This is a genomic window from Streptococcus sp. HMSC062B01, from assembly GCF_001811085.1.
Lineage (GTDB): Bacteria > Bacillota > Bacilli > Lactobacillales > Streptococcaceae > Streptococcus > Streptococcus gordonii.
In genome coordinates this window covers 1-23,872 of record NZ_KZ672780.1, presented here as the reverse complement: position 1 = coordinate 23,872, position 23,872 = coordinate 1, and the positions used below count along the sequence as shown (strand labels likewise).

At 41.3% G+C, this 23,872-nt stretch carries 25 protein-coding genes and 1 pseudogene; 5 read left to right on the top strand and 21 right to left on the bottom strand.

The features are described 5' to 3' along the window. Positions 1–3: 3 nt before the first annotated feature. A complete protein-coding gene (gla, locus tag HMPREF2780_RS03500) occupies positions 4–855 on the bottom strand; it encodes an aquaglyceroporin Gla (RefSeq protein WP_045505375.1) in 852 nt (283 codons plus the stop codon). Positions 856–958: 103 nt separating this feature from the next. Here gla and HMPREF2780_RS03495 point away from each other — a divergent pair, with 103 nt between their 5' ends. Further along, a complete protein-coding gene (locus tag HMPREF2780_RS03495) occupies positions 959–3,238 on the top strand; it encodes a Xaa-Pro dipeptidyl-peptidase (protein WP_105026160.1) in 2,280 nt (759 codons plus the stop codon). A 32-nt stretch (positions 3,239–3,270) separates the two neighbouring features. Here the strand turns inward: HMPREF2780_RS03495 and HMPREF2780_RS03490 are convergent, their stop codons facing one another. After that, positions 3,271–3,678, bottom strand: a complete 408-nt coding sequence (locus HMPREF2780_RS03490) for a glycosyl transferase (protein WP_008808251.1) — start codon at positions 3,676–3,678, stop codon at positions 3,271–3,273. 191 nt (positions 3,679–3,869) lie between these two features. Here HMPREF2780_RS03490 and HMPREF2780_RS03485 point away from each other — a divergent pair, with 191 nt between their 5' ends. Further along, the gene (locus HMPREF2780_RS03485; protein WP_008808250.1) at positions 3,870–4,169 is read left to right on the top strand and encodes a YbaB/EbfC family nucleoid-associated protein; all 300 of its coding nucleotides are present in this window, start codon (positions 3,870–3,872) and stop codon (positions 4,167–4,169) included. A gap of 41 nt (positions 4,170–4,210) precedes the next feature. Here HMPREF2780_RS03485 and HMPREF2780_RS03480 read toward each other — a convergent pair whose 3' ends face one another. Continuing rightward, complete coding sequence (locus tag HMPREF2780_RS03480; protein ID WP_105026159.1) at positions 4,211–5,971, bottom strand: glycerophosphoryl diester phosphodiesterase membrane domain-containing protein; 1,761 nt, start codon at positions 5,969–5,971, stop codon at positions 4,211–4,213. A gap of 55 nt (positions 5,972–6,026) precedes the next feature. After that, on the bottom strand, positions 6,027–6,521 hold the full coding sequence (locus HMPREF2780_RS03475; protein ID WP_008808248.1) for a DUF536 domain-containing protein: 495 nt from the start codon (positions 6,519–6,521) through the stop codon (positions 6,027–6,029). A gap of 267 nt (positions 6,522–6,788) precedes the next feature. On the opposite strand from HMPREF2780_RS03475, the gene HMPREF2780_RS03470 reads away from it, so the two are divergent. Further along, positions 6,789–7,964: an aminoacetone oxidase gene (locus tag HMPREF2780_RS03470; protein ID WP_105026158.1), complete on the top strand. Its 1,176-nt coding sequence runs from the start codon at positions 6,789–6,791 to the stop codon at positions 7,962–7,964. A gap of 55 nt (positions 7,965–8,019) precedes the next feature. Here HMPREF2780_RS03470 and HMPREF2780_RS03465 read toward each other — a convergent pair whose 3' ends face one another. The 8 genes from HMPREF2780_RS03465 to tsaB all read right to left on the bottom strand — a co-directional run bounded on the left by HMPREF2780_RS03465 (position 8,020) and on the right by tsaB (position 13,848). Next, positions 8,020–8,760 (bottom strand): MerR family transcriptional regulator, encoded by a 741-nt coding sequence (locus tag HMPREF2780_RS03465; protein ID WP_105026157.1) that lies wholly within the window; start codon positions 8,758–8,760, stop codon positions 8,020–8,022. A 100-nt stretch (positions 8,761–8,860) separates the two neighbouring features. Then, positions 8,861–9,529 carry a hypothetical protein gene (locus tag HMPREF2780_RS03460; protein ID WP_105026156.1) on the bottom strand — a complete coding sequence of 223 codons (669 nt, stop codon included), beginning with the start codon at positions 9,527–9,529 and terminating at the stop codon, positions 8,861–8,863. 301 nt (positions 9,530–9,830) lie between these two features. Further along, positions 9,831–10,577 (bottom strand): class I SAM-dependent methyltransferase, encoded by a 747-nt coding sequence (locus HMPREF2780_RS03455; protein ID WP_105026155.1) that lies wholly within the window; start codon positions 10,575–10,577, stop codon positions 9,831–9,833. A gap of 108 nt (positions 10,578–10,685) precedes the next feature. Next, entirely contained in the window at positions 10,686–11,018 is a 333-nt protein-coding gene (locus HMPREF2780_RS03450) for an AzlD domain-containing protein (protein ID WP_048777434.1), read from the bottom strand. Beyond that, a complete protein-coding gene (locus tag HMPREF2780_RS03445; RefSeq protein ID WP_105026154.1) occupies positions 11,008–11,703 on the bottom strand; it encodes an AzlC family ABC transporter permease in 696 nt (231 codons plus the stop codon). The genes HMPREF2780_RS03450 and HMPREF2780_RS03445 overlap by 11 nt, the downstream gene beginning before the upstream one ends. Before the next feature lie 9 nt (positions 11,704–11,712). Beyond that, positions 11,713–12,723: a tRNA (adenosine(37)-N6)-threonylcarbamoyltransferase complex transferase subunit TsaD gene (gene tsaD / locus HMPREF2780_RS03440; protein WP_105026153.1), complete on the bottom strand. Its 1,011-nt coding sequence runs from the start codon at positions 12,721–12,723 to the stop codon at positions 11,713–11,715. After that, positions 12,713–13,165, bottom strand: coding sequence for a ribosomal protein S18-alanine N-acetyltransferase (gene rimI / locus HMPREF2780_RS03435; RefSeq protein ID WP_105026152.1), 453 nt, complete (start codon positions 13,163–13,165; stop codon positions 12,713–12,715). Before rimI ends, tsaD begins: the two co-directional genes overlap by 11 nt. Next, on the bottom strand, positions 13,162–13,848 hold the full coding sequence (gene tsaB, locus HMPREF2780_RS03430) for a tRNA (adenosine(37)-N6)-threonylcarbamoyltransferase complex dimerization subunit type 1 TsaB (RefSeq protein WP_105026151.1): 687 nt from the start codon (positions 13,846–13,848) through the stop codon (positions 13,162–13,164). The genes rimI and tsaB overlap by 4 nt, the downstream gene beginning before the upstream one ends. A 276-nt stretch (positions 13,849–14,124) precedes the next feature. On the opposite strand from tsaB, the gene HMPREF2780_RS03425 reads away from it, so the two are divergent. Further along, the gene (locus HMPREF2780_RS03425; RefSeq protein ID WP_048776340.1) at positions 14,125–14,355 is read left to right on the top strand and encodes a DNA-dependent RNA polymerase subunit epsilon; all 231 of its coding nucleotides are present in this window, start codon (positions 14,125–14,127) and stop codon (positions 14,353–14,355) included. Between the two features lie 3 nt (positions 14,356–14,358). Then, a complete protein-coding gene (gene rnjA, locus HMPREF2780_RS03420) occupies positions 14,359–16,041 on the top strand; it encodes a ribonuclease J1 (protein WP_011999752.1) in 1,683 nt (560 codons plus the stop codon). Positions 16,042–16,067: 26 nt separating this feature from the next. Here the strand turns inward: rnjA and HMPREF2780_RS03415 are convergent, their stop codons facing one another. The 9 genes and pseudogenes from HMPREF2780_RS03415 to HMPREF2780_RS03375 all read right to left on the bottom strand — a co-directional run. Further along, on the bottom strand, positions 16,068–16,814 hold the full coding sequence (locus HMPREF2780_RS03415) for a DNA alkylation repair protein (protein WP_105026150.1): 747 nt from the start codon (positions 16,812–16,814) through the stop codon (positions 16,068–16,070). Next, the gene (locus HMPREF2780_RS03410; RefSeq protein WP_061596220.1) at positions 16,798–17,385 is read right to left on the bottom strand and encodes a TetR/AcrR family transcriptional regulator; all 588 of its coding nucleotides are present in this window, start codon (positions 17,383–17,385) and stop codon (positions 16,798–16,800) included. The genes HMPREF2780_RS03415 and HMPREF2780_RS03410 overlap by 17 nt, the downstream gene beginning before the upstream one ends. Beyond that, positions 17,378–17,829, bottom strand: a pseudogene (locus tag HMPREF2780_RS11875) (VOC family protein). Before HMPREF2780_RS11875 ends, HMPREF2780_RS03410 begins: the two are co-directional and overlap by 8 nt. A 105-nt stretch (positions 17,830–17,934) precedes the next feature. Further along, positions 17,935–18,339, bottom strand: a complete 405-nt coding sequence (locus HMPREF2780_RS03400) for a GNAT family N-acetyltransferase (RefSeq protein WP_105026149.1) — start codon at positions 18,337–18,339, stop codon at positions 17,935–17,937. 53 nt (positions 18,340–18,392) lie between these two features. Beyond that, positions 18,393–19,739: a type I glutamate--ammonia ligase gene (gene glnA, locus HMPREF2780_RS03395; RefSeq protein WP_008808235.1), complete on the bottom strand. Its 1,347-nt coding sequence runs from the start codon at positions 19,737–19,739 to the stop codon at positions 18,393–18,395. Positions 19,740–19,768: 29 nt separating this feature from the next. Beyond that, on the bottom strand, positions 19,769–20,134 hold the full coding sequence (locus tag HMPREF2780_RS03390) for a MerR family transcriptional regulator (RefSeq protein ID WP_008808234.1): 366 nt from the start codon (positions 20,132–20,134) through the stop codon (positions 19,769–19,771). Between the two features lie 288 nt (positions 20,135–20,422). Further along, entirely contained in the window at positions 20,423–20,953 is a 531-nt protein-coding gene (locus HMPREF2780_RS03385; RefSeq protein ID WP_008808233.1) for an FUSC family protein, read from the bottom strand. Positions 20,954–21,105: 152 nt separating this feature from the next. After that, positions 21,106–21,756 carry a COG3942 and LysM peptidoglycan-binding domain-containing protein gene (locus tag HMPREF2780_RS03380; protein WP_008808232.1) on the bottom strand — a complete coding sequence of 217 codons (651 nt, stop codon included), beginning with the start codon at positions 21,754–21,756 and terminating at the stop codon, positions 21,106–21,108. Positions 21,757–22,001: 245 nt separating this feature from the next. Further along, on the bottom strand, positions 22,002–23,872 hold a 1,871-nt coding region (locus tag HMPREF2780_RS03375), incomplete at its 5' end, for an SspB-related isopeptide-forming adhesin (protein ID WP_158672289.1).

The window sequence follows — 23,872 nt, the reverse complement described above, 5'->3', positions numbered from 1 at the left end:
TAATTATCCATAGATAAATTTGTACAACATAACAGCAGTGATACCTGCAAGGATTGGTGCCACGACTGGTACCCAAGAATACCACCATTTTGAATCACCCTTGTGCTCTCCAAGAACAGACTTAGGCAAGATTTCATGAAGAATACGAGGTCCCAAGTCACGAGCTGGGTTCAATCCAGGACCAGTAGGTCCACCAAGTGAAGTAACCAATGCCATCACAAGGAAACCAAGTGCTAAGTGTGATACAGCCAAACCACTAAAAATGTAGTGACCAACTTGTGCTTTACCTTGGATAGAAGAAGCATCTATACCCTGAGTAGCTGCATATTTAACAATCTCAGCTCCAAAGTAATTCTTTGTCATTGCAATTGCTGCAAAGAAAAGAACGAAGGAACCAACAAACTCATTTACAAAACCATTGATAGTTGCTGCTTTGCGAGACTCAGGTGTTCCATGGTCAATGCTTGAAATCGTTGAGAAACTTCCCAAAATTGCATTTGGATTTGTTGTTTGCAAGTAGTAAGGACGGTGAGTCGCAACCACAAGAGCTTGACCGAAGATAGCTCCCAAAATCTGAGCTGCAATGTAAGGAGCAACATGTCCCCATTCAAAGTAGCCACTGACAGCCAATCCCAAAGTAAAGGCAGGATTAATATGGTTTCCTGAAACATTTCCAAACATCAAAGCAGGAATCATAACACCCATTCCGTAACCAACTGCGATTACCAACCAACCGCTTTGATGACCTTTAGTGCCTTTCAATTCAACGTTAGCTACAGCACCGTTTCCTAAAATAATCAAAATGGCCGTACCCAGAAATTCTGTGACGTATTTCGCCATCCATGTAACATCCATGTGTTCAATCTCCTTATAAAATTTTTAGACAAACTTTATTGTATCAGTTATAATGGAGAATGTAAAGGTCAATTTTATATAAATACAAAAAAGGAGTCGTTTCATGCGTTACAACCAGTATAGTTACACAAAAGCAAGTGAAGAAGTTATGCTGGACGAATTGGCTCGTTTAGGATTCACTATCCAAGCAACTAATTCTCCTAAGGAAAACCTTCAACACTTTTTGCAAAAAATTCTCTTTCGCTATCAGGACGTCAACTATGTCCTCTCTAGCTGGGTAGCCGACCGACAAACAGATCTGTTAACCTTCTTTCAATCAGACCAGCAACTGACTGAAGAGGTCTTCTATACCGTAGCCCTACAGGTCTTAGGTTTTGTTCTCTTCGTAGACTTTGACGATGTAACAGCCTTCTGCAGGAAAATTCATTTCCCCATCACTTATGGAAATATCCTCGAAAATCTTTATCAACTGCTCAATACTAGAACCAAGTTAGGGAATATTCTAATTGACCAGCTTGTCAGTGAGGGATTCATTCCAGAGAGCAATGACTACCACTTCTTCAACGGAAAAAGCCTAGCAACCTTCAGTAGCCATGAGGCCATTCGCGAGGTCGTTTATGTTGAATCCCGTGTGGACACAGATGGAGATGGCAAGCCGGATTTAGTCAAGGTTAGTATCATTCGCCCTTCTTATAAAGGACAAATCCCAGCAGTCATGACTGCCAGTCCCTACCATCAAGGTACCAACGATAAAGCTAGCGATAAGGCACTGCACAACATGAATGTAGACTTAGCCTGCAAGAACCCTAGAACAATTACTGTTCAAGAATCTAGCATTCAAACAGTAGAGCCCCAAGGACAGGCAAGTTTGGTTGAGAAAGCTGAAGAAAAACTGGGCCATATCGGTAGTTACACCCTCAATGATTACCTCCTTCCTCGCGGATTTGCCAATCTCTATGTATCTGGTGTGGGAACTAAGGATTCAGAAGGGATGATGACAAGTGGAGATTATCAGCAAATTGAAGCCTACAAAAATGTCATCGACTGGCTCAACGGTCGTTGCCGTGCCTTCACTGATCATACACGCCAAAGAGAAATCAAGGCAACTTGGTCTAATGGAAAAGTTGCCACAACTGGAATTTCTTACCTAGGAACCATGTCAAATGGTTTAGCAACAACGGGGGTAGACGGGTTAGAAGTCATCATTGCCGAAGCTGGTATTTCTTCCTGGTACAACTACTACCGTGAAAACGGACTTGTCACTAGCCCTGGTGGCTATCCAGGGGAAGACTTTGAATCACTAACTGAACTGACCTATTCACGTAATCTCCTAGCTGGCGAATATCTTCGTCACAATCAAGCTTACCAAGCCTACCTTGACCAGCAAAGAAAAGATTTGGAAAGGGAAACTGGTGACTACAATCAATTTTGGCACGACCGCAACTATTTGATTCATGCAGATAAAGTCAAGGCTGAAGTTGTCTTCACTCATGGCTCTCAAGACTGGAATGTCAAACCTCTCCACGTCTATAATATGTTCCATGCTCTGCCAGCTCATATCAAAAAGCACCTCTTCTTCCATAACGGTGCTCATGTTTATATCAACAACTGGCAGTCTATTGACTTTCGTGAAAGCATGAACGCTCTTTTATCCAAAAAATTACTAGGACATTCATCCGACTTTGACTTGCCACCTGTCATCTGGCAGGACAATAGCCAGGCGCAAAACTGGATGAGCCTAGATGATTTTGGAAATCAAGAAGACTACTCTCATTTCCATCTTGGTAAAGGCTCTCAAGAAATCCGAAATCGTTATTCAGACGAAGACTACAATCGCTTTGCCAAGAGTTATCAAGTTTTCAAAAACGAGCTATTTGAAGGCAAAACCCAGCAAATCACCCTTGATTGGACTCTGGAACAAGATCTCTTTATCAATGGACCCGCTAAGCTCAAGCTCCGCCTCAAATCTAGCACCAACAAAGGGCTCATCTCCGCTCAGCTTTTGGACTATGGGCCTGCCAAACGACTGACCCCAATCCCAAGCCTCTTGGAACCAAGAGTGATGGATAACGGTCGCTACTATATGCTGGACAATCTGATGGAGCTTCCTTTTGCGGACACTCCACACCGTGTCATCACAAAAGGCTTCCTCAACCTGCAAAATAGGACCGACCTCTTAACCGTTGAAGAAGTGGTCCCTAATCAATGGATGGAACTATCCTTTGAACTTCAGCCAACAATCTACAAACTGAAAAAGGGCGACCAACTGCGTCTCGTCCTCTACACTACTGATTTTGAGCACACTGTTCGCGATAAGACAGACTACCATCTAAGTGTTGATATGGAGCATTCTAGCTTAAGTCTGCCTCACAAGAAATCTTGATAAATAAAAAAATAAAAGCACAAGATGTGCTTTTATTTTTCTCGGATATAATTTTTTGCGTACTTATCGTAGTTTGGTTTTTCCTTACGATTCATTGCCAAAATCATGGTTCCTTCAAGATAGTTATCCTCTGAAGTTGGCTGTAAGAGAACAGCGATATTTTTGTCTGCATCAGGGAAAATAATTGAATATTTCTTCCCTTCCATTTCAATCACGATATATTGAACATTATTTTTAAATCCAACCTCTACCTGCTTATACTCTGCTTCTTGTCCATTCACACTGACCTTCTTGTCAGTAAAGGTTACTGTAGTATACTCATGGTTAGAATCCTGAACATTCCACTTGCCTTTAAGGTTTTGTTTGCTGTTGCATCCAGCTAAAATAAAGAGAGGGATCAAAAGACTAAGCAACAGAAGGCTCCATTTGTGTTTTTTCATTAAGAGATTTCTCCTATATCTAAATTTTTAAATATTCTATCATAATCTCAACTTTTTCGTCAACACTGCCTTGAAACGATTCTCTAAATGTTGAAGCAGATTCTTGCCACTTTTTTAAAAAATGATATAATTTGAAGAGTATAGATTACCAAATATTAATCCTCAAACAGGAAAGGAATTATAAAAATCTTATGATGAACATGCAATCAATGATGAAGCAAGCGCAAAAGCTTCAAAAGCAAATGGAACAGAGCCAAGCAGAATTGGCAGCTACTGAGTTTGTAGGCAAATCTGCTCAAGACTTGGTGACAGCAACTTTGACTGGTGATAAGAAAGTTGTAAAAATCGACTTCCAAGCTGCTGTTGTTGATCCAGAAGATCTTGAAACCTTGTCTGATATGACTGTCCAAGCGCTTAACCATGCACTGGAGCAAATCGACGAAGCAACCAAAAAGAAAATGGGTGCCTTTGCAGGTAAACTACCATTTTAATCACAAAACCCTCGCTCTGATTAGAGAGTGAGGGTTTTCTATTAGCTTCCTGGAAAGTTCAAAAGGTCAGCTGCTTTATTTTCTAATAAGGTCGAATATTTAGGATTATCCCTCAACTCTTTAATCGAGTTTTGAATGTATTCAACATCGTCTGTGATAATCCCATCCACCCCTAGTCTAAAGGACTTGGCTACGGCATCTTCTGTATTAATGGTCCAAGTATAGAGTAGTTTGTCTGAACTCCATAGCTTATTGACAAAGTTCTCATCTAAGGTCGAATATTCCATAGTATAGCCAGATGCCTTGGTTCGAGGGAAAATGGTATTATAAGGCAAAATGAAGAAGGCTGGTATATCCTTGTCATAATCCAGTATCTTATCAATTACTTGATAATCTAGCGACTGCATTTGATGCCCATATATTTTGATATTAGCTGCATATTTCTTCAAGAAACGCTCCATCATATCTGAAGAATCAAATTTACTAGTTTTTATTTCAATCAAAAGACGCTGTCCCAATTGATTGGCTCTTTTCAAATAAGCATCAAAGCTTGAAATCTTAGTTCGATAGCCATTTTCTGAAACATCTAGAGCTGTTAACTCTGCTAGTGTCAATTCCTGAGGATGTTTATCTACCCCTGCTAGGTCTTTTAAGGTGGCATCATGCATCATGACGAACTGGCCGTCTTTGGTCTCCTGGACATCCATTTCGATATAGTCTGGCTTGAGTAAGGCTGTTTTTTCTAAAGACTCAATTGTATTTTGTACCCCATTTCCATTTGAAACTCCCCGGTGAGAGATGGTCAGAGGAATGGTTTCCAAAGGAAATTGCAGATAAACATAGCCTTCTAATCCAAAAATTAAGCACGACGCTAGAAGTATCAAAGCCCGTAACCAAGGATTCCCCTTTTTTCTAGGATAGTCTGCCAGCGACTTATCAGTCAAGAAATATAGAAACTTGATTAAAAAGTAGCTCAGCATGAAATAATAAGCCAGCTTCATGACTACAAAATTGAAGACTCCGACACCAAGGCTAATTGCATTAGACTGGGTATCCGCATATTTTTGAAGAAAGACAATACCAATGACAAAGAAGGCGTAGATAAACAAACTTTTGAAAACAATCCAAGATAAGTGCCATGAATAGAAAATGAGCCGTTTTCTGGTCTTATCCAGGCTAAATCGGATGGCTTCTCTAACAGAGATTCTTTCTGAAAAGATTTTGGGGATGGCAAACATAAAGCGCACCGCCATTAAGAATAGCATTATTGCTAGAATCCCTATCACCCAGCCCAAATAGTATTGATTGCTCAGATATTCCTGTATAAACTCCGGAATTAAAATCTTATTGAGGTAGTATATTTTTAAAATCTGTCGGAAAAAAGGAAAGAGAATCCCCATATAACATACAATAAAGAGGACCTTTCCTGGTCTAGCTCTTAGTAGCATAATCCAACTGTCTCTCAAAGTCGCTTCAATAAAGCCCCAATGGGAACGTTCTTCCTTATCTAACAAGTTGCGTACGCCCATGAAGATAATGCCTGCCTGGAAATAAGCGACTAATAAATTGACCAAAAATAGGGCTAGAAACTGGGCAGTCACAAGCCAATTTGCTGTGAAAATACTTACAGCGTTGTTATAAGATAAGTATTCGTAGCCTGTCTGCTTGAGCAATGATTCAGCCGCCCAAGACGTAAAAGGAATCCAGGCAAATTCCATGGCCATAAAAACCATGAAAAAGAGTAGCAAAATCTTATCTAAATTTCGGTAGAGACGTTTGAAGCCTAACTTTTGCGGTTTCATCTTCATTCCTTCTTTTTTAAAACAATAAATCTCAGTTTTTCAACTGAGATTTTTCTTACTTCCCAAATAAACGCGCCCAGAATCCTTTGTTTTCCTGCTGTTGGACCTGCTCTTTTGCTTCGTCCAACTCTAACAGTAAAGTTTCGCGCTCACTCATAGCCTTGGCTGTCAACTGTTGTTGCTGATCCAGTTGCTTGTCCTTCTCCGCAATCTGAACATCCTTAATCCGAAGTTGTTCGTCTTTGCGTTTTAATTGCTCATCTTTTGACTTGAGTTGATCGTATAGACGGAGAATCTCTGCATTTTTCTCGTCTACCAAAATTTCCATCAGTTCGCGCTGTTTGACGTCTTCGCTAACTGGTTCATCCTCAAAAATGGTCTTCTTGTATATCTCTTCCAGTTTAATTAATCCGCTGCGAGTAACAACCGTTACTCCTTTTTCATTTTTTGTTGTATCTTCTTCTGGGAGAGCTTTGACACGATTGTTAATCGCTTGGCGACTAACCCCGAGAATCTCAGCTAACTCGCTGACTGTCTTTTCAATTGCCATAATTTCCTCAAATACTTTTTCTAGATATAGATACCTAAATCTTATCATATCAAGGCTTCCCTGTCAAATTTCCCAATATTTTCTAAGCTTAACTCCTATCCATTTTTCTCCCTTTTATGATACAATGAGACAGATTAGATTACTTTGAAATTGAATAACTACGCCAAGCTTAAAACGATCATTTAACTGCTCATTAGTGGACAATATTTCCTAAGAAACATTCACAATTAAACCTTAGCCAAATTTATATCAGAAAGGACGATAGGAATGAACCATTTCGACACAATCATCATCGGAGGAGGACCAGCTGGCATGATGGCTGCCATTTCTAGTTCTTTCTACGGACAGAAGGCCCTGCTTCTTGAGAAAAATAAACGCTTGGGCAAGAAACTAGCTGGTACAGGTGGCGGGCGCTGCAATGTGACCAATAATGGAGATTTGGATGACCTCCTGGCTGGTATTCCAGGCAACGGACGCTTTCTTTACAGCGTCTTTTCCCAGTTTGACAACCATGATATCATCAACTTTTTCACAGAAAATGGTGTCAAACTCAAGGTTGAAGACCACGACCGTGTTTTCCCAGCGACAGACAAGTCCCGCACCATTATCGAAACTTTGGAAAAGAAAATTGCAGAGCTGGGCGGCACTGTTATCACCAACACCGAAATCGTCTCTGTCAAAAAAACTGATGATCTTTTCATTGTCAGATCCAGCGACCAGACTTGGACCTGCCAGAAATTGATTGTGACGACTGGCGGCAAGTCCTATCCTTCAACAGGCTCGACAGGCTTCGGCCACGATATTGCCCGACACTTCAAGCACACAGTAACTGACCTAGAGGCTGCTGAAAGTCCCCTTCTGACTGACTTTCCTCACAAAGCGCTTCAGGGGATTTCGCTGGACGATGTGACCCTAAGCTATGGTAAGCATGTCATTACTCACGACCTACTCTTTACCCACTTTGGCCTATCAGGTCCGGCAGCCCTGCGCTTGTCTAGCTTTGTCAAGGGTGGCGAAACCATCTATCTCGATGTTCTTCCTCAGATGAGTCAGCAGGATTTGACAGACTTTTTAGAAGAAAATCGGGAAAAATCTCTGAAGAACTGCCTGAAAATCCTTCTGCCTGAGCGAATGGCAGACTTTTTTGCCCAGCCCTTTCCTGAGAAAGTCAAACAACTCAATCTCAGTGAAAAAGAAGCCCTCATCAAGCAAATCAAAGAACTGCCCATCCCTGTTACTGGCAAAATGTCCCTGGCCAAGTCCTTTGTAACCAAGGGCGGTGTCAGCCTCAAAGAAATCAATCCTAAAACCCTAGAAAGCAAACTCGTTCCCGGCCTCCACTTCGCTGGAGAGGTCCTAGACATTAATGCCCACACGGGCGGCTTCAACATCACCTCTGCCCTCTGCACTGGCTGGGTAGCAGGAAGCTTGCATTATGAGTGATAGGTAAAATAGTAGAATCATAAAAAAACTGGTCGAGGAAAATCCTTGCCAGTTTTTATTCTACATTCCTTCGCACATAAGCAGCAATCACATCTGACGTATACTGAGCTGTGCCAACTCCAAATTTGTCGATGTTTTCCTTAAACTCTGGGTTATAGACATAGCCTTTACCGATATGACCAAATACTTCAATAGAGCAGTCAAATCCATAAGTGCGAATGGCTTGTAAAAGACGCCCTGCCTGCTCTTGATTTTCTGCTGCGTCAACCGACAAGCCTTGCTGCATATTCTCTGCCAGACTTTGAAATACTTGATTGAAGGCTACGGCAGATTCTTCTTCCCGTCCATTTTGACGAGTCAGAGCTTCCGTCATGACTTCTTGACCGTATTCTTCGACAGCTTCTTGATGGTATTTTTGATTGTCTTCGTAGGTAAAGCCTACGAATTTTTCTTTCATTGTCATTTTTCTTTCTCCTTTTTGAGCTTGAATTGTTTTTTGCAAGGTCGAAATCAAAGTATCCAAGCGGTCTCTTTCTTGCTCAAGACAATCCAACTGCCTTACCAGATGTGAGAATAGGGCCTGATCATCCTGACTCAAGAGCTCTGCTATTTTCTCCAAGGAAAAGCCCAGATACTTGTAGTAAAGAATGACTTGCAACCTCTCTAAATCGGCTTGGCTGTACGTCCGGTAGCCATTTTCTGATTTAGCAGGTACTAAAAGCCCGATTTTGTCGTAGTGATGTAGAGTTTTGACTGAAACACCTGAAAGCTGTGCAGCTTCTTTAACATGATACATGAAAGACCTCCTTGCTACTATAGTATAATCCCTAACCTTAGGGTAGGGTCAAGTGTTGTTAAAAAAACTCCCTGCCTAGATTACAAGGGAGTCTCACAGTTTAGTTTTTAGTTAAAGAAAATTCAAAAGCATAGTAATTTGAATAATCAAGAGGTTGATCAGCAGGACCAGTAAACATGACAGGTGTGAATTTACCATTTTCTAAAGTAAAGCCTGGCTCAGCTTTCCCTATACCACCAAGGCCTGTTATACCAGGAGTCAAGGCACTATATTCTCCTGAAACTAACTCCCATCGATAGAGGTTTTGACTGATTTTAATGGCTCTTGCAACAGCCTTTACATCGCTCTTTTGCCCATAACTGCTAAAGTTAGCCTGAGTCCAAATAGATCCATCTGCGCCAACAGTCATTGTAATCTCCTCAGCTTGAGGACTTCTTCCTTTCCAGACACCAACTAATTCTGATGGAACAATGGAGTCTGCTGTAAGAGCTTCCTTAGCGCTAGAACTGGATGAACTAGTTTGGCTTGATTTTGAAGCATCCTCGCTAGAAGAGACTGAAGTTTGGCTTGATGAAGTCGATGACTCCTTGGAACTGCTCTTACTAGACTCACTCGATTTACTCTGACTAGACTTACTCGATTTACTGACCTTATCGCTGGATGAACTCTTTGTTACGCTATCTTTTGGCGAACTGCAGGCTACTAAAGAAAATGACAAAGCTAGAAATAAAGATGCATAAAGGAGTTTCGACAATGATTTCACCATCATGGTTACCTCTTTTCTACGTTCTGAAATTATTATAGTTCTTTTTATTCAAAAAAATCAAGTTATTTTTGGAATTGGTTTAAAATCTTTACTTATATAAAACCTTTTGTAAAAATGGCCAAACTAGGTAAAATCTATAAACACTTTATCAACAGCGAATGAGTTCAAGTATCCTATTCCATAGGCTATGTAAAAGCAAGGGAAGATAAAGTGATTGAACCTACTTAAAAAGGAGAAAACAAAATCATCACTAAAGTATTTTGTCAAATCTTCCCTAAATCAATAAAACAAGAGGATTGATTTCCTATTTGTGAGAAACCATAGCAATAAAGCCCAGTTTTTCTTGATTCTTTTGGAACATCTTAAACATCTTCATAAATTGGCCGTAGTTTTCTTTCTTGAGGGCATTGAAGCAAATTTTCAGAGTGCCGCCTAGTCCTTCGTCATATATCATCCCTCGAAGGCTCATCAAGGTCATTTCGCCGACAAAGGTGTCTACACGGTCAAAAGCATGAGAACGTGCCAGCTGAATCCAAGAGCCTTCTGTCAATGGGCCAACATTGACGTTAATCGCACGTGACAGCTCTTCCCGGACATTCTCATCTCTTTGCTTAAGCATGACATCGTGTGTGAGGAGCACTCCGCCTGGCTTCAGCACCCGGTAGTACTCATCCATACATTTAGCCTTCCCCTTATCCGTCTGCATGGTCAGCATGGCTTCATTGATAACGATATCAAACGAATTGTCATCATAAGGCAGCTTCATAGCATTAGCCTGCTCAAATGTGACGAGTTCTCCAACGCCAGCCTTGTCTCCATTAAGTCGCGCCTGAGCCAGCGCAGCCTTATCTAAATCAACTGCAGTAATTTCGCAACCAGATTTTTTTGCTAATTCAATCGTTGTCGTTCCCATATTGCAGGCGACTTCTAAAACCTTTTTGTCGCTAGAAAATTGCCCTTGCTCTATCAACCAGTCGGTTGCAAGCTTACCTCCGGGTCGAAGACGCTTCTTTCCTAATTTTGCTAAAAATTTATGACCTGCTTCTGCCATGATCCACCTCCTTAGTCTAACAACACCATTATACCACGATTATGAAATTTTCTGACATTTCTAATAATAAAAAATCTCTCTACCTGAAATAGAAAGATTTAGAAGTTATTAGATCATTTGAACTACTAAGCGTAATAGAGCAACTAAAATCACGCCACAAACCACTGTCAAAATCAAGTTTTTATACTTAAATGCTATGTAAGTTGTTGGAAAAATCGCCAGCAAATCCAGCCATTTAAAACTTGGCAGCTGACCTGTTTTAGCATTTGTGACACTGGACAGGATAAGGGCAAAGATAATGGAAACAGGCAGATATTTGAGGAAACGCTCTGCCATGGGCGGGAGGCCCTTGTACTTGACTAGGATAAAGGGCAAAACCCGCGGAATCCAAGTGACCAGGGCTGACAAAAGAATGGCCAGCAAAATATACTTACTTATCATCCAAAATCACCCCCACCGTACAGCCTAGCAAGGTCGCAAAAAGCACCGCCAGCGAATTTTGAAGTAGCATAGTTAGGACCAAGTAGGCAAGGCCCACCACACCTAAGACTAAAAAGAGCTTCTTTATCTTGACCCGTCGCAGCATGATTGTAAACTGAGAAGAGAAAATACCGATAAACATGGAGACTAGGGCAAAATCCAGGCCAAAGCTTTCAGGACTGGGCAGAAGGGCGCCTAGGGCTGTCCCAAAAACAGTTCCCACAATCCAAGAAGCATAACTCATGAAATTGTTCCCCATCATCCAGCTAGCAGCAATCTCTTTTGTATGCACCTGCTCCCCCATCAAAACTCCATAAGATTCATCAGTCAAAAAAGACCCAATGACAATATTCTGCATCAAGCTAGACTTTCGAAAAAAAGTTGACGCATGCAGACAGAGTAAAAGATGTCGAATATTAATAAGAAAAACAGTCAGTGCGATGACTAAAACCGGCGCCTGCTGAGCAAATAAACCAATCATGGCAAACTGGGCGCTGCCGGCATAAACCAGAATACTCATCACCCCCATCTCCAAGGGATTCATATGAGGTGCCGCCATGATGCCGCAAGCTAGACCAATTCCAATATAGCCCAGAGCCGTTGGCACTGCCGCCTGTGCCCCCTGTTTAAATGTCTGTCCGCGCATTCTTCTCCTTTACTCCATCGTTTCAAAAGCCAGACTCGGCTTAGCATTCAGATCCAAACCGGCAAAATTTTCCTTATTCCACTCGCTGACACTAGCATAAGCAATCATACCAGCATTGTCACCGCAAAGGCGAAGAGGCGGAATAATCACCTTAACATCCTGAATCTCAGCTGCCAAGCGTTCTCTCAGGCCTTGATTGGCCGCAACACCGCCCGCCACAACAAGAGTCTTGACTGGATATTTTTCCAGCGCTTTTTTAGTCTTGGCCATGAGAATATCCATGACCGCTGCCTGAAAGCTTGCTGACAGGTCTTGATTAGACAAGACCTCTCCTTTTTGCTGGGCATTGTGGTGCAGGTTGATAAAGGCCGACTTGAGGCCGGAAAAAGAAAATTCCAGATTATCTTCCTTGATCATGGCCCGCGGAAAATCATACATATCCCGTCCTTGATGAGCCAGCTGATCAATCTCCCGGCCTGCTGGATAGGTCAGCCCCATGACTCGACCGACCTTATCATAGGCTTCACCGACCGCATCATCGCGAGTTTCCCCCACAATCTTATAGTCACCAGCCTGACTAACATAGACCAGCTCGGTATGGCCACCACTGACCAAGAGAGCCAGCAAGGGAAATTCCAAGGGCTCCACGCTCTGGGCTGCCATCAGGTGGCCGGCCATATGATTGACTGGAATCAAGGGGATATCATGAGCCCAGGCAAAGGACTTAGCCGCGGCTAAACCGACTAGAAGCGCCCCAACCAGACCAGGACCGTAGGTGACAGCCACAGCAGTAACTTGCTCCTCACTAATCCCTGCTTCTGCCAAGGCCTCCTCAATACAAACCGTAATAACTTCCACATGATGGCGACTGGCAACTTCCGGTACCACTCCGCCAAAACGCTTGTGGCTCTCAATCTGGCTGGCAATGACATTGCTCAAAAGCTCAGTCTCATTCTTCAGAACCGCCACACTGGTCTCATCACAAGACGTCTCAAAAGCTAAAATATATCTATCTTTCATGGATCTCTCTTTTCATGACAATCGCATCTTCCACCGGCGCATGGTAGTAGGCCTTCCGCCGCGCGATTGCTTCAAATTTTTCTTTTTTGTAAAATAGCAGAGCTGGCTTGTTGGACTCCCTCACTTCGAGGAAAATTTCTTTGTTTGCTGGCAAAAAGTCAAACAAGGCTGTCGCGATTTTCTGCCCCTGATAGCTAGGCAATACAGCAATCTGCAGGACTTCTGCTTCAAAGTCTGTCTCCTGCCAGACTAAAAAGCCGACCAGTAGCCCCTCATCTTCTGCTAGCACACAACTGTTCACATCCGAACGCAGAACCTCTGCCACTTGGTTCGCCGTCCAAGGGCTGACCTCATAGACTGCAAGTAAGAGCTGTTCCAGCTTTTCTGCAAGAGTAGCCACGTCATCATCTGAGCTGTCGCTCCATTTTCTCATCTTAATCATAGGCGCTGAATGTAAGAATCGCTGGATTCCTGATGGGTCTTGAGCCAATTTTCCTCAGCCTCTACCCGCTTGAGGTAGTTAGGAACAAAGTCATGAATAGACTGGGCTGGCAGTTCTAAACCAAGACGACCAATAGTTGCTGCGTCTGGTAAGGTCGGCTGAATGGCAGCCTGAGGAAGAGTTGCCTCAATCTGCTCCGCAAAAGCTGCTGTCTCTCCGACAAAAGTGACTGGCTGGTCAGCAGCGCCAGCTATTTCCAAAACCTCTGCCAAAGGTAGATGAGCTTCCGGCCGTACAGCCTGACCAGACTGGTAAAAGCCAGCGTAGACATTATTGCGGCGGGCATCCATGATAGGAATGACCAAGCCTTCCACCTGCTCTGGGACTAAAGCTAGCAAACTAGACACACCGACCAGTTCAATCTTAAGTGTATGCGCCAGAGTCTTAGCTGTCGCCACCGCAATTCTCAGACCTGTGTAGCTACCTGGTCCCTGAGCCACTACGATACGATCCAAATCCGTCGGTTTTATGTCCAAACTATTCATGAGAAAATCAATAGCCGGCATAAGGGTAATGCTATGATTTTTCTTAATATTGAGCGTTGTCTGAGCCAATAGATGCTCATCTTCTAAAATAGCTAGAGACAGTGCTTGATTAGAAGTATCAAAAGCCAATAATTTCATTCTTATCTTTTCCTTACTCGATTGTCTGCCTTATATTATACTACGAAGAGAGGGATTTTCCAACTTCTTTCCCCTTTAGGTAGAAGGGAAAAATGAAAACGGCTTCCTCTTCTTTTTGGATTTCTAACTTTTACTAATACCGTATTTTATGATATAATTGTTATAATTGTAACGAACCAAGATTAATCTATTACCCAGAAAACTAAATATAAAAAAACAGCTGATAACTTGGCTGCATGTTTGTTGTAGATTAATCGTGAAATGAAAGGAAATAGAATGATTTATAAAGTTTTTTATCAAGAAACAAAAGACCGTAGCCCACGTCGTGAAAACACTCGCTCTCTTTACTTGGAAGTTGAAGCAGATAACGAACTCGAGGGACGCATTAAAGCCCGTAAATTGGTTGAAGAAAATACTGATTACAACATTGAATTTATCGAACTCTTGTCTGACAAACACTTAGAATACGAAAAAGAATCAGGCACTTTTCAAGTAACGGAGTTTTAAACCATGTCCTATACTTTAAAACCAAAAGAAGTTGGCGTTTTTGCCATTGGTGGTCTAGGAGAAATTGGTAAAAACACCTACGGAATCGAATATCAAGACGAGATTATTATCGTTGATGCAGGTATCAAATTTCCAGAAGACGATCTTCTAGGGATTGACTATGTCATCCCCGATTACTCCTATATTGTAGAGAATATCGACCGTGTCAAAGGGGTTCTTATTACTCACGGTCACGAAGACCACATCGGTGGTATCCCATTCTTGCTTAAACAGGCTAATGTACCTATTTATGCTGGACCTCTGGCACTAGCCCTTATTCGTGGCAAATTGGAAGAGCACGGACTTTTACGTGATGCCAAACTCTACGAAATTAACCAAAACACTGAACTGAAATTTAAAAACCTTAAAGCAACTTTCTTCCGTACGACCCACTCTATCCCAGAACCTTTAGGAATTGTCATTCATACACCACAGGGTAAGATTGTCTGTACCGGTGACTTTAAGTTTGACTTTACTCCAGTCGGTGAACCAGCTGACCTGCACCGTATGGCAGCTCTAGGCGAGGAAGGCGTTCTCTGCCTTCTCTCTGACTCGACAAATGCTGAAGTTCCTACTTTTACTAATTCTGAAAAAGTAGTTGGCCAATCAATCATGAAGATTATCGAGGGTATTCACGGACGCATTATTTTTGCCTCCTTTGCCTCAAATATCTTCCGTCTTCAACAAGCTGCAGAAGCTGCGGTAAAGGCTGGACGCAAGATTGCGGTCTTCGGTCGATCTATGGAAAAGGCGATTGTTAACGGGATTGAATTAGGCTATATCAAGGTTCCTAAAGATACCTTCATTGAGCCAAATGCTATCAAAGACTACCCTGCTAGTGAAGTCCTGATTATGTGTACCGGAAGTCAGGGTGAGCCTATGGCAGCCCTGTCACGTATTGCTAACGGTACTCACCGTCAGGTTCAGCTACAGCCTGGAGATACAGTCATCTTCTCATCTAGCCCTATCCCTGGTAATACGACTAGCGTTAACAAGCTGATTAATATTATCTCTGAAGCTGGTGTAGAGGTTATTCATGGTAAGATTAACAACATCCACACCTCTGGACACGGTGGCCAGCAAGAGCAGAAACTTATGCTCCGCTTGATCAAGCCTAAATATTTCATGCCAGTCCACGGTGAATACCGCATGCAGAAAGTCCATGCTGGGCTAGCCGTTGATACTGGAGTTCCAAAAGACAATATCTTCATCATGAGCAACGGCGATGTGCTAGCTCTGACAGCTAATTCTGCCCGCATAGCTGGTAGTTTCAATGCTCAAGATATTTATGTCGATGGAAACCGTATTGGTGAAATCGGTGCTGCTGTCCTGCGCGACCGTAAAGACCTGTCAGAAGACGGGGTGGTACTTGCTGTCGCAACAGTCGACTTTGAATCACAAATGATTCTAGCAGGCCCAGATATTCTCAGCCGTGGCTTCATCTACATGCGTGAGTCTGGTGATTTGATTCGCCAAAGTCAGCGTCTTCTTTTCAATGCTATCCGCATTGCCCTCAAAAATAAAGATGCCAATATCCAGTCTGTCAATGGTGCTATCGTCAACGCCCTTCGTCCTTTCCTTTATGAAAATACTGAGCGCGAACCAATTATTATTCCGATGGTGCTTACACCAGACGAAGACAACTAAAAAATAGCTTTGCCCAAGTGGCAAAGCTATTTTTTTGTTTTATCTTTTGTCCTAGACGCATGTTTGATAATCCAAGCACAGCTTGGACTCAGCTCTTCCTCCTGCCAAGTTTGGATGATACTCTCAAACTTTTCAAGATCTTCTTTATATAAATCATTCAGATTATTTGCGACACTTTTTTGGACTGATTTGTCCCTATCATCCTTTAAATTCCTTAAAACAGTAGCAAACTCATCAAAATAATCTAAAACCACGGTCTGCTTCTTAGCCCAAGGTAGTCGAATCCGCATACACTCGCTGGCTAATCTGCGGACACGCATATTCTCATCTTGGCTCCACACTAACAATAAATCCAACGTAGCTTTAGGATAATTAGCTAGTAAGGGACGCATGGAAAATTCTCCAGTAAATCGCTTGGTTAATTCCTTACTGAAGGCGGCACTCAGCTCGAATTCCTGACCTCCGTAAAGTTCTACATATTTGCCAATCGGCCACAACCAGTAGCCTTCTGAAAACATACCCAAGCCACCCTCTAACTCCGGACCAAGTATCTGCTCAAAAACCTTAAGGGAATCAGCATAAGAAAGTGGCAAGCATTCTTTGATACTCTTTGCCAGCAGCTCTTGACGCTGAGTAAATTCCAAAGCTTCTAAGTCGCTTTCAACCAGAGACATAAAATGCTGAGCATCAAATTTATCTGTTACCTCTTGCAGGCGCCTACTCAAATCCTCCGCATAAATCAAATCATAATAATCTTTAACCTTTTTTGCCATGATTTTTAAATCCTCTTAAAAGATTGCTTATCGCATCTCGAACTTCTGCTTCTCCCTCTTTCTCCGCCAGATAAAGAGACAACTCGTTCAAGGCGCCTGAAATCATATGCGCGGCCATATCCAGATCAATAGAGATAAGCTTCTCTTCTTTAGATAAAATGTCTAATTGCTCTCTCAAATGAAAGAAAGAATTAGCCTCGTCCTGACTGCGCCACTCTTTCCACTCAACAACATTAGGTCCATCAAGTAAGAGAATGCGTTTATTTTCTGTCAAAGTCGCAAAACGAACAAAAGCCACACAGCCTTCCACCAATTGCTCCCAAGAATCGTGTGCTTCCAGAGCGTTTTGTTCTACATATGACCCCAGTTCGGACTGAATTTGTGCCAGTACCGCAATAAACAAAGCTTTTTTATTCCCGAAATGATGATAAAGTGCGCCTCTTGTCATTCCCAGCTCATCCACAATTTCCTCCAAGGAAGCTTCTGCATAACCCTTTAAAGAAAAATGTTGCCGAGCGATTGCTAATATTTTCTTGCTTGTCTCTAAGGAAGCCTGCTGTTTTTTATTCATCTTCACTCTCCAAATAATTTGCCACAAACTCAGCACTAGGCGGAATGACTTGAATGACATCAACCAAAACAGAACCCGGCGCTTTCACAATGAAATGGCGCTGACCAAAATCTTCACTCTTAATGGGAAGAAGGAACTCCATTTCTTCTTGCTGACGCAATTCTTCATAAAGACAATCCACATTGTCAACTTCGATATTGATGATTAGGCCACTCGCCTTAGACTGGTAAGCTTGTGGCACTGTCCCATGCTTGCCATCAATAAAAGCAAGCTCAAAACCACTCTCGATATTCTTTAAACTAATATACCAATCTGATCGATATTCTTTAAACTAATATACCAATCTGAACGGAAAGTTTCCTGAAATTGGAAATAATCAATAAAGAATTGTGCAGATTGATGGACATCTTCACTCATTAAAACTGGATATAAACTAGTAATCATTTGTTCTCCTTTTCTTAAGTTTCATTTTAACATACATTCAGTATGTATGCAAAATTAATGTTTAAAAACAGAAGCCAAATTGACTTCCATCTATTTAAGAAAAACTCAGCTTAATCGCTTAATCAAATGATATTTGCTAATGCCCTTTTGTGGGACATCTGCTAGACTAGCGTAGATTTCATAACCTTGTTTGAGGTAAAAATCCTTGGCCTGATAGGATTTGGTGGATAAGGTAATACTAGTTGCTCCTGCTTCTGCAGCCTTTTCTTCTAATTCTGACAATAGAGATGCTCCCAAGCCTTTTTTCTGGTACGCTTTATCCACCACCAAAGCCTTGATATGAATATTTTCTAATAGCTGCTGGCCATGGAGCAAGGCCATTAATCGATCATCCTCCTTCCGCGTCAGATAATAATCTCTGGGCTCTAGTTTTTCAAGCATATCTGAACCAAAGCAGACTTCATATTGCTCATCAAAAACCCGCTTAATAAAATCATCAAATTTTTCCATCTTACTTCTCCTCCACGAAAAAGCAGGGGACTTTCAGGCCACCTGCTCTATCATTAGTATAGATCTAAATAGTTATCAATTTCCCATTGTGAAACAAAGGTTGCGTAGCTAGCCCACTCGATACGCTTAGCCTCTACAAAGCTAGTATAGATGTGATTGCCGAGGGCATCCTTGACGACTTCATCCTCAGTTAGAGCCTTTATAGCATTGTGTAGAGTTGAAGGAAGGTCTGTAATGCCAGCTTCCTTTCGTTCTTCTGCTGACATAACATAAATATTCTCTTCAACAGGAGCTGGTGCCTGAATCTTATTTTCAATTCCGTGAAGACCCACTTCAAGAAGAACAGCCATAGCAATATAAGGGTTAGCCATAGGGTCTACAGAACGTAATTCCAAGCGAGTTCCCATACCGCGAGATGCTGGCACACGAACCAAAGGAGATCGATTTTGCCCTGCCCAAGCAATATAAACTGGTGCTTCGTAGCCAGGAACCAAACGCTTATAAGAGTTGACGGTTGGATTCATAATAGCTGTATAGTTGTAGGCGTGTTTGATCAAGCCACCCAAGAAATAGTAGGCTGTATCCGACAATTGCATACCTCTTGGATCCTCAGGATCAAAAAAGGCATTTGTCCCATCCTGATTAAAGAGAGACATATTACAGTGCATACCTGAACCAGCAATACCAAACTTAGGCTTAGCCATGAAAGTAGCGTACAAGCCATGCTTACGAGCTATAGTCTTAACGACCAGTTTAAAGAGCTGGATTTTATCACATGCACGTAGAACTTCATCATATTTAAAATCAATTTCGTGCTGACCAACAGCTACTTCATGGTGACTAGCCTCAACTTCAAATCCCATACTTGTCAAAACATTGACAATCTCTCGGCGAGTATTATCAGCTAAGTCTGTCGGAGCTAAATCAAAATAACCTCCTTTATCATTCACCTCTAAAGTAGGATCTCCATTTTCATCCAACTTAAAGAGGAAGAATTCTGGCTCTGGTCCAAGATTAAAGGATTTAAAGCCCAGCTCCTCCATGTGCTTGAGGGCGCGTTTCAAGTTACTGCGCGGATCTCCCTGGAAAGGAAGACCTTCTGTCGTATAGACATCACAAATTAATCCTGCAACGCTACCATTTTCATCTCCCCAAGGGAAAACAGTCCAAGTGTCCAAATCTGGATATAGATACATATCCGATTCGTTAATCCGAACAAAACCTTCAATAGAAGAACCGTCAAACATAGCTTTGTTAGATAATACTTTGTCTAACTGTTCATCTGTTGCAGGGATTTCCACATTTTTCATTGTTCCCAAAATATCTGAAAACATAAGACGGATAAAGGTAACATTTTTTTCTTTAACTTCGCGCTTGATATCAGCAACTGTAATAGGCATGGTGATCTCCTTATGGAATAAAACAATAGTTATGGTCGTTTTAATTGACCAAATGTCGGCACAGAGGATGCAAATCTACTCTGTTGCACAATGTCGTTGTGTAGTGCACGTCGAACGTCTTTTGCGCTCACTGGTTTTTTGGCCATTGCTTCACGTTCAGCATACTTACGCTTGATTGCAGCAATATTATAGCCTTCAGAAATATAGTCTTTTATTTCCAGCAAGCGATCCATGTCATTTAGGGAATACATGCGACGATTCCCTTCTGTTCGCTCAGGTGTAATCAGCTGCTGATCCTCATAATAGCGAATCTGCCGAGCCGTTAAGTCTGTCAATTTCATAACGCTGCCGATTGGGAAAACTGCCAAATTGCGTCGCAGTTCTTTTTCTTTCATTACATCCTCCTTTCGTAAGAGATGAGAACTCCAAAAACTAATAGGAAAACAAGCTATCAAACCGGCTTTAGCACGACCATATGATAGCTGAAACAATTACTTTTCTTTTCAGATAAAAAGGATTGCTAATCATTCTTTCTAAGTTTTTAGTACGGATCCAATTCCTTACTTGTATGGCAAGTATTAGCAAATGAAGCAAAAACTTCACTCTCCACTAGCCAAGATTACCACTATTATATTCCTAAAGATTTATCCTGTCAAGAAGGAATGTTACTTTTTCTGACATATTCATTTGCTTTTCTCTTTTCTAAAAAAAGAACGCAGGCGATTAATGTCATAATTTACTAACATGGCAACGAATACACCAAGAAATGTCTCAAAAATCCGGGCAAATACGTAAACAATCGTATCCCCTTCAGAAACTGACAGTGTAATAATCAAGAGGGCCGATACACCCCCAATTACCCCTGCCTTATTGTTCATGGCAACATTAGTCATAATCGTTAGCATGGTACAAATCGGAACAAAAAGCAAGGTGACCCAGAGCTGATCTTGAAAAACCTTATTGATGAGGAAAAAAATCAAGGCATAAAAACCACCGATGCTATTTCCTAAGATACGAGAAGTACCAAAATGTACACTCTTATCAAAATCTTCTCGCAGGCTAAAAACTGCTGTCAAAGCGCCAATCTGCAGACCACCCCAGCCAAATAGACTAAACATCAAGAGAATGATAAAAACCGCCAACCCTGTCTTAAAAGTCCGCATTCCTAATTTGAATTTCGATTTATCAAACTTGTACTTGCTAAAATAGTTCATTCCTGATCCTCTTTCAAATCAAATTACTTTCATTCTAACATATTTTCCAACAAAAAGCCTTCTTGTTTGCAACAACCTCTCATTCTCACCCTCTACATCCTATCTTGAAAAATAAAAAAAGATCTAGAGCACACTCTAAATCTTTAATCAAATTAGTTTGGATAGATATACGTTACATTTCCCAAAAATTCATTGGGGTTAAAATAACCGCGATAATTATCAATTTGCTTTTGACGATTGTAATTAGCTTCTAGCACTTGGATTGTACCATCGCTCTGAACGTCTGTAACATAAGCAACGTGACCATACTCTCCTCCGTCCCAAACAGCAATTGCACCTACTGTCGGAACTGTACCAGTAACATAACCTTGATTGCTAGCATTGATAGCCCAAGTATTGGCATTACCCCACCAGTTGCTTGCCCAAGGAGCTAATTCCTTAACACCCCAAGTACATTGTCCGATTGGATAAGAGTTACCATAGTCAGTAGGGGTATTTAAAACAACATCATCTACATCAGATACCAAATCAGCATTACTGCTCACACCATAACCTGAATTTGCATAAGTAGAAGTAGCGCCGTCCACTTCCAAAACATCACCTGGGTTGATTGTATCAAAAATAGATTTGCCATTTTTTGCAGCTAAATCATAAGGGCTCATCCCGTGAGCACTAGCAATTCCAAAGAAAGAATCACCTTGTTGCACAACATAAGAATCTGCATGTGCAACTTGAAGACCAGCTATAGCTGAAAGAGCTGTAGAAGCAACTACAAGAGCTGTTTTAATAAATATTTTTTTCATAAAATGATTTTCCCCACAAAATTTGATGTTAACATCATCATACCTTATTTAGATGTCAGTTATCTTATCTCAATATTTTGAAATGATTACAAATTCTATATATTTCTGATACATAAATTATATAGAAAGTAGAAAAAAATAAGGCCGGAACACTGGGTTCCAGCCTTAAAATCTATAGAGTCCTAAATTACCGACTCAGTATAGCCGACATAACATCAAAGATGAAACAAGTCTAAGCTATTTGATTAATCTTCTTTGCGTTTTGCCAGACCTAATCCTAGGAAACCAACAAGGGCAGCCAAGCCTAGGTAAGGCATATAAGTAGCATCATTTGTTCCTGTTTTTGGAAGTGTTGTTAATTCTTTACCAACAGAAACAGGAATTGATGCTGAAGGATCTTCAACTTTTGGACTAGGAACTTTTGGTTCTTTTGGTGTTTCAGGTTTGTCTGGATCCTTTGGTTTTGGCGTTGGAATTGGTGTCGGTTTGTCTGGAGTTCTTGGTATTGGAGTTGTTGTACGTACTGTGTTAGATGCATAAGCAACCTTATTAACAGTATTTACATAAGTATTTTCAAATGTTCCAATAGCAATTCTGCGCATTTGAAGGTAGGTTTCAGCTTGGAATGGTGAATCCAAACTAATCTTTTGTAAGAAATCTTCCTTGAAACGAACAGTTACAATACCATTTGTAGCATCTGTTTCAGCAGTTGTTTGAGATGTTAGATCTGTACCTGCTTTAATCACTGAACCATCTTTCATTGTCAAGTTCAGAGAGCTGAATGTCTTGTAATTACCAGTATACTGATCACCAGCTTGGTCATAATCATCCACAAAGCTGTAGTCTTCTAATTCCTCAGAGTGATTTTGTGGAATGAGACCACCAATCAGACGATAGTTAAATGTTTGATACAATTGAACTGTTTGGCCATCTAGATTTTCACTAGTTGGATCTAGGCTCACTGTTACGTCTTTTTTAGGGGTGATTTTCGGTACGTTGTTAACCACTACTTCTGTTGCATAGCCATTTCCGAAATCAATTTGATAAGCCTTGTTTTCATACTTACCACCTGTCTTACCAAATTCAGACTTAACAGTCATCGGATCTGTAATGACTAGTGATGTTCCAGTTGCTACATATTGCTTGTAAAATTCTTCTGGATTGTCAGCAGAGAAGAGTTGGAAAGCACCCTTAACAGTAATGTTAGCTTTCTTCAACAAGTCCTGAACTTTCTTAGGAGCAGCTTCTAGACTGTCATATTGTTGAACGCTGACACCTGATACTTGATTTCCTTTTTCATCTGCAACCTTAATCAAATCAGGACGAGTATCTAATGCTTCCTCTGGATAATCATCTACATAGTAGAAACCATTTTGGATTGCTTCCTTAGAAGATTTATCGCCCTTATATTGATCCAAATCCCATGTTAATTCGTAGTAGTTGGTTGAACCAGCTAAAACTTCTTTTCCATCGATATTAAGGCCTTCTTTATTCTTATTTACTTTCGTTGGCTTAATATAGTTGTTATTTGGATTATCAGGATCATTTGGCTTACCTGGAGTCGTTACACGAACAACATTTGACTTAATACCATATGCATCATTGACTGTCAAAGTGAAGTTATTAGTATAAGTTGCCCCATCGTTCAAGACTCGTCCAACAACCGTTGGATGAAGAGTCTCAACAGGTTTAGTTAAATCAGCATTGTAGCTTGCCAATGTCTCATCAGTCGCTTTAAAGGTTACAGTATGACTGGCTTCATCATAAGTTGTATCAAAGCCTGTACTTGCAGCCTTAGTTGCATCTAAGTCAAACTTATAGCCAGTTGGTAGTGGATCTACCAATACAAATGAAGTAGTTTTTGGACGTCCAGCTGTCAACGCTTCAGTTTTCAATTCAAACTTAACAATTGACTGTTTAGCAACCAACGTCCGGTCAATATCTACACCATCCTCATTCTTGATTTCTTTATTAATCTGAGGCTGAGCTAATAAACTGCTATAGTGGAAATGAACTGTCGGTACTACTGGTGGAGTTGGCAACTGCTTAGGAGTTGGTGCTAGCGGTGGAGTTGGCAATGGATCATATGTTGGCTCTTCCGGTTTTGATGGCTCCG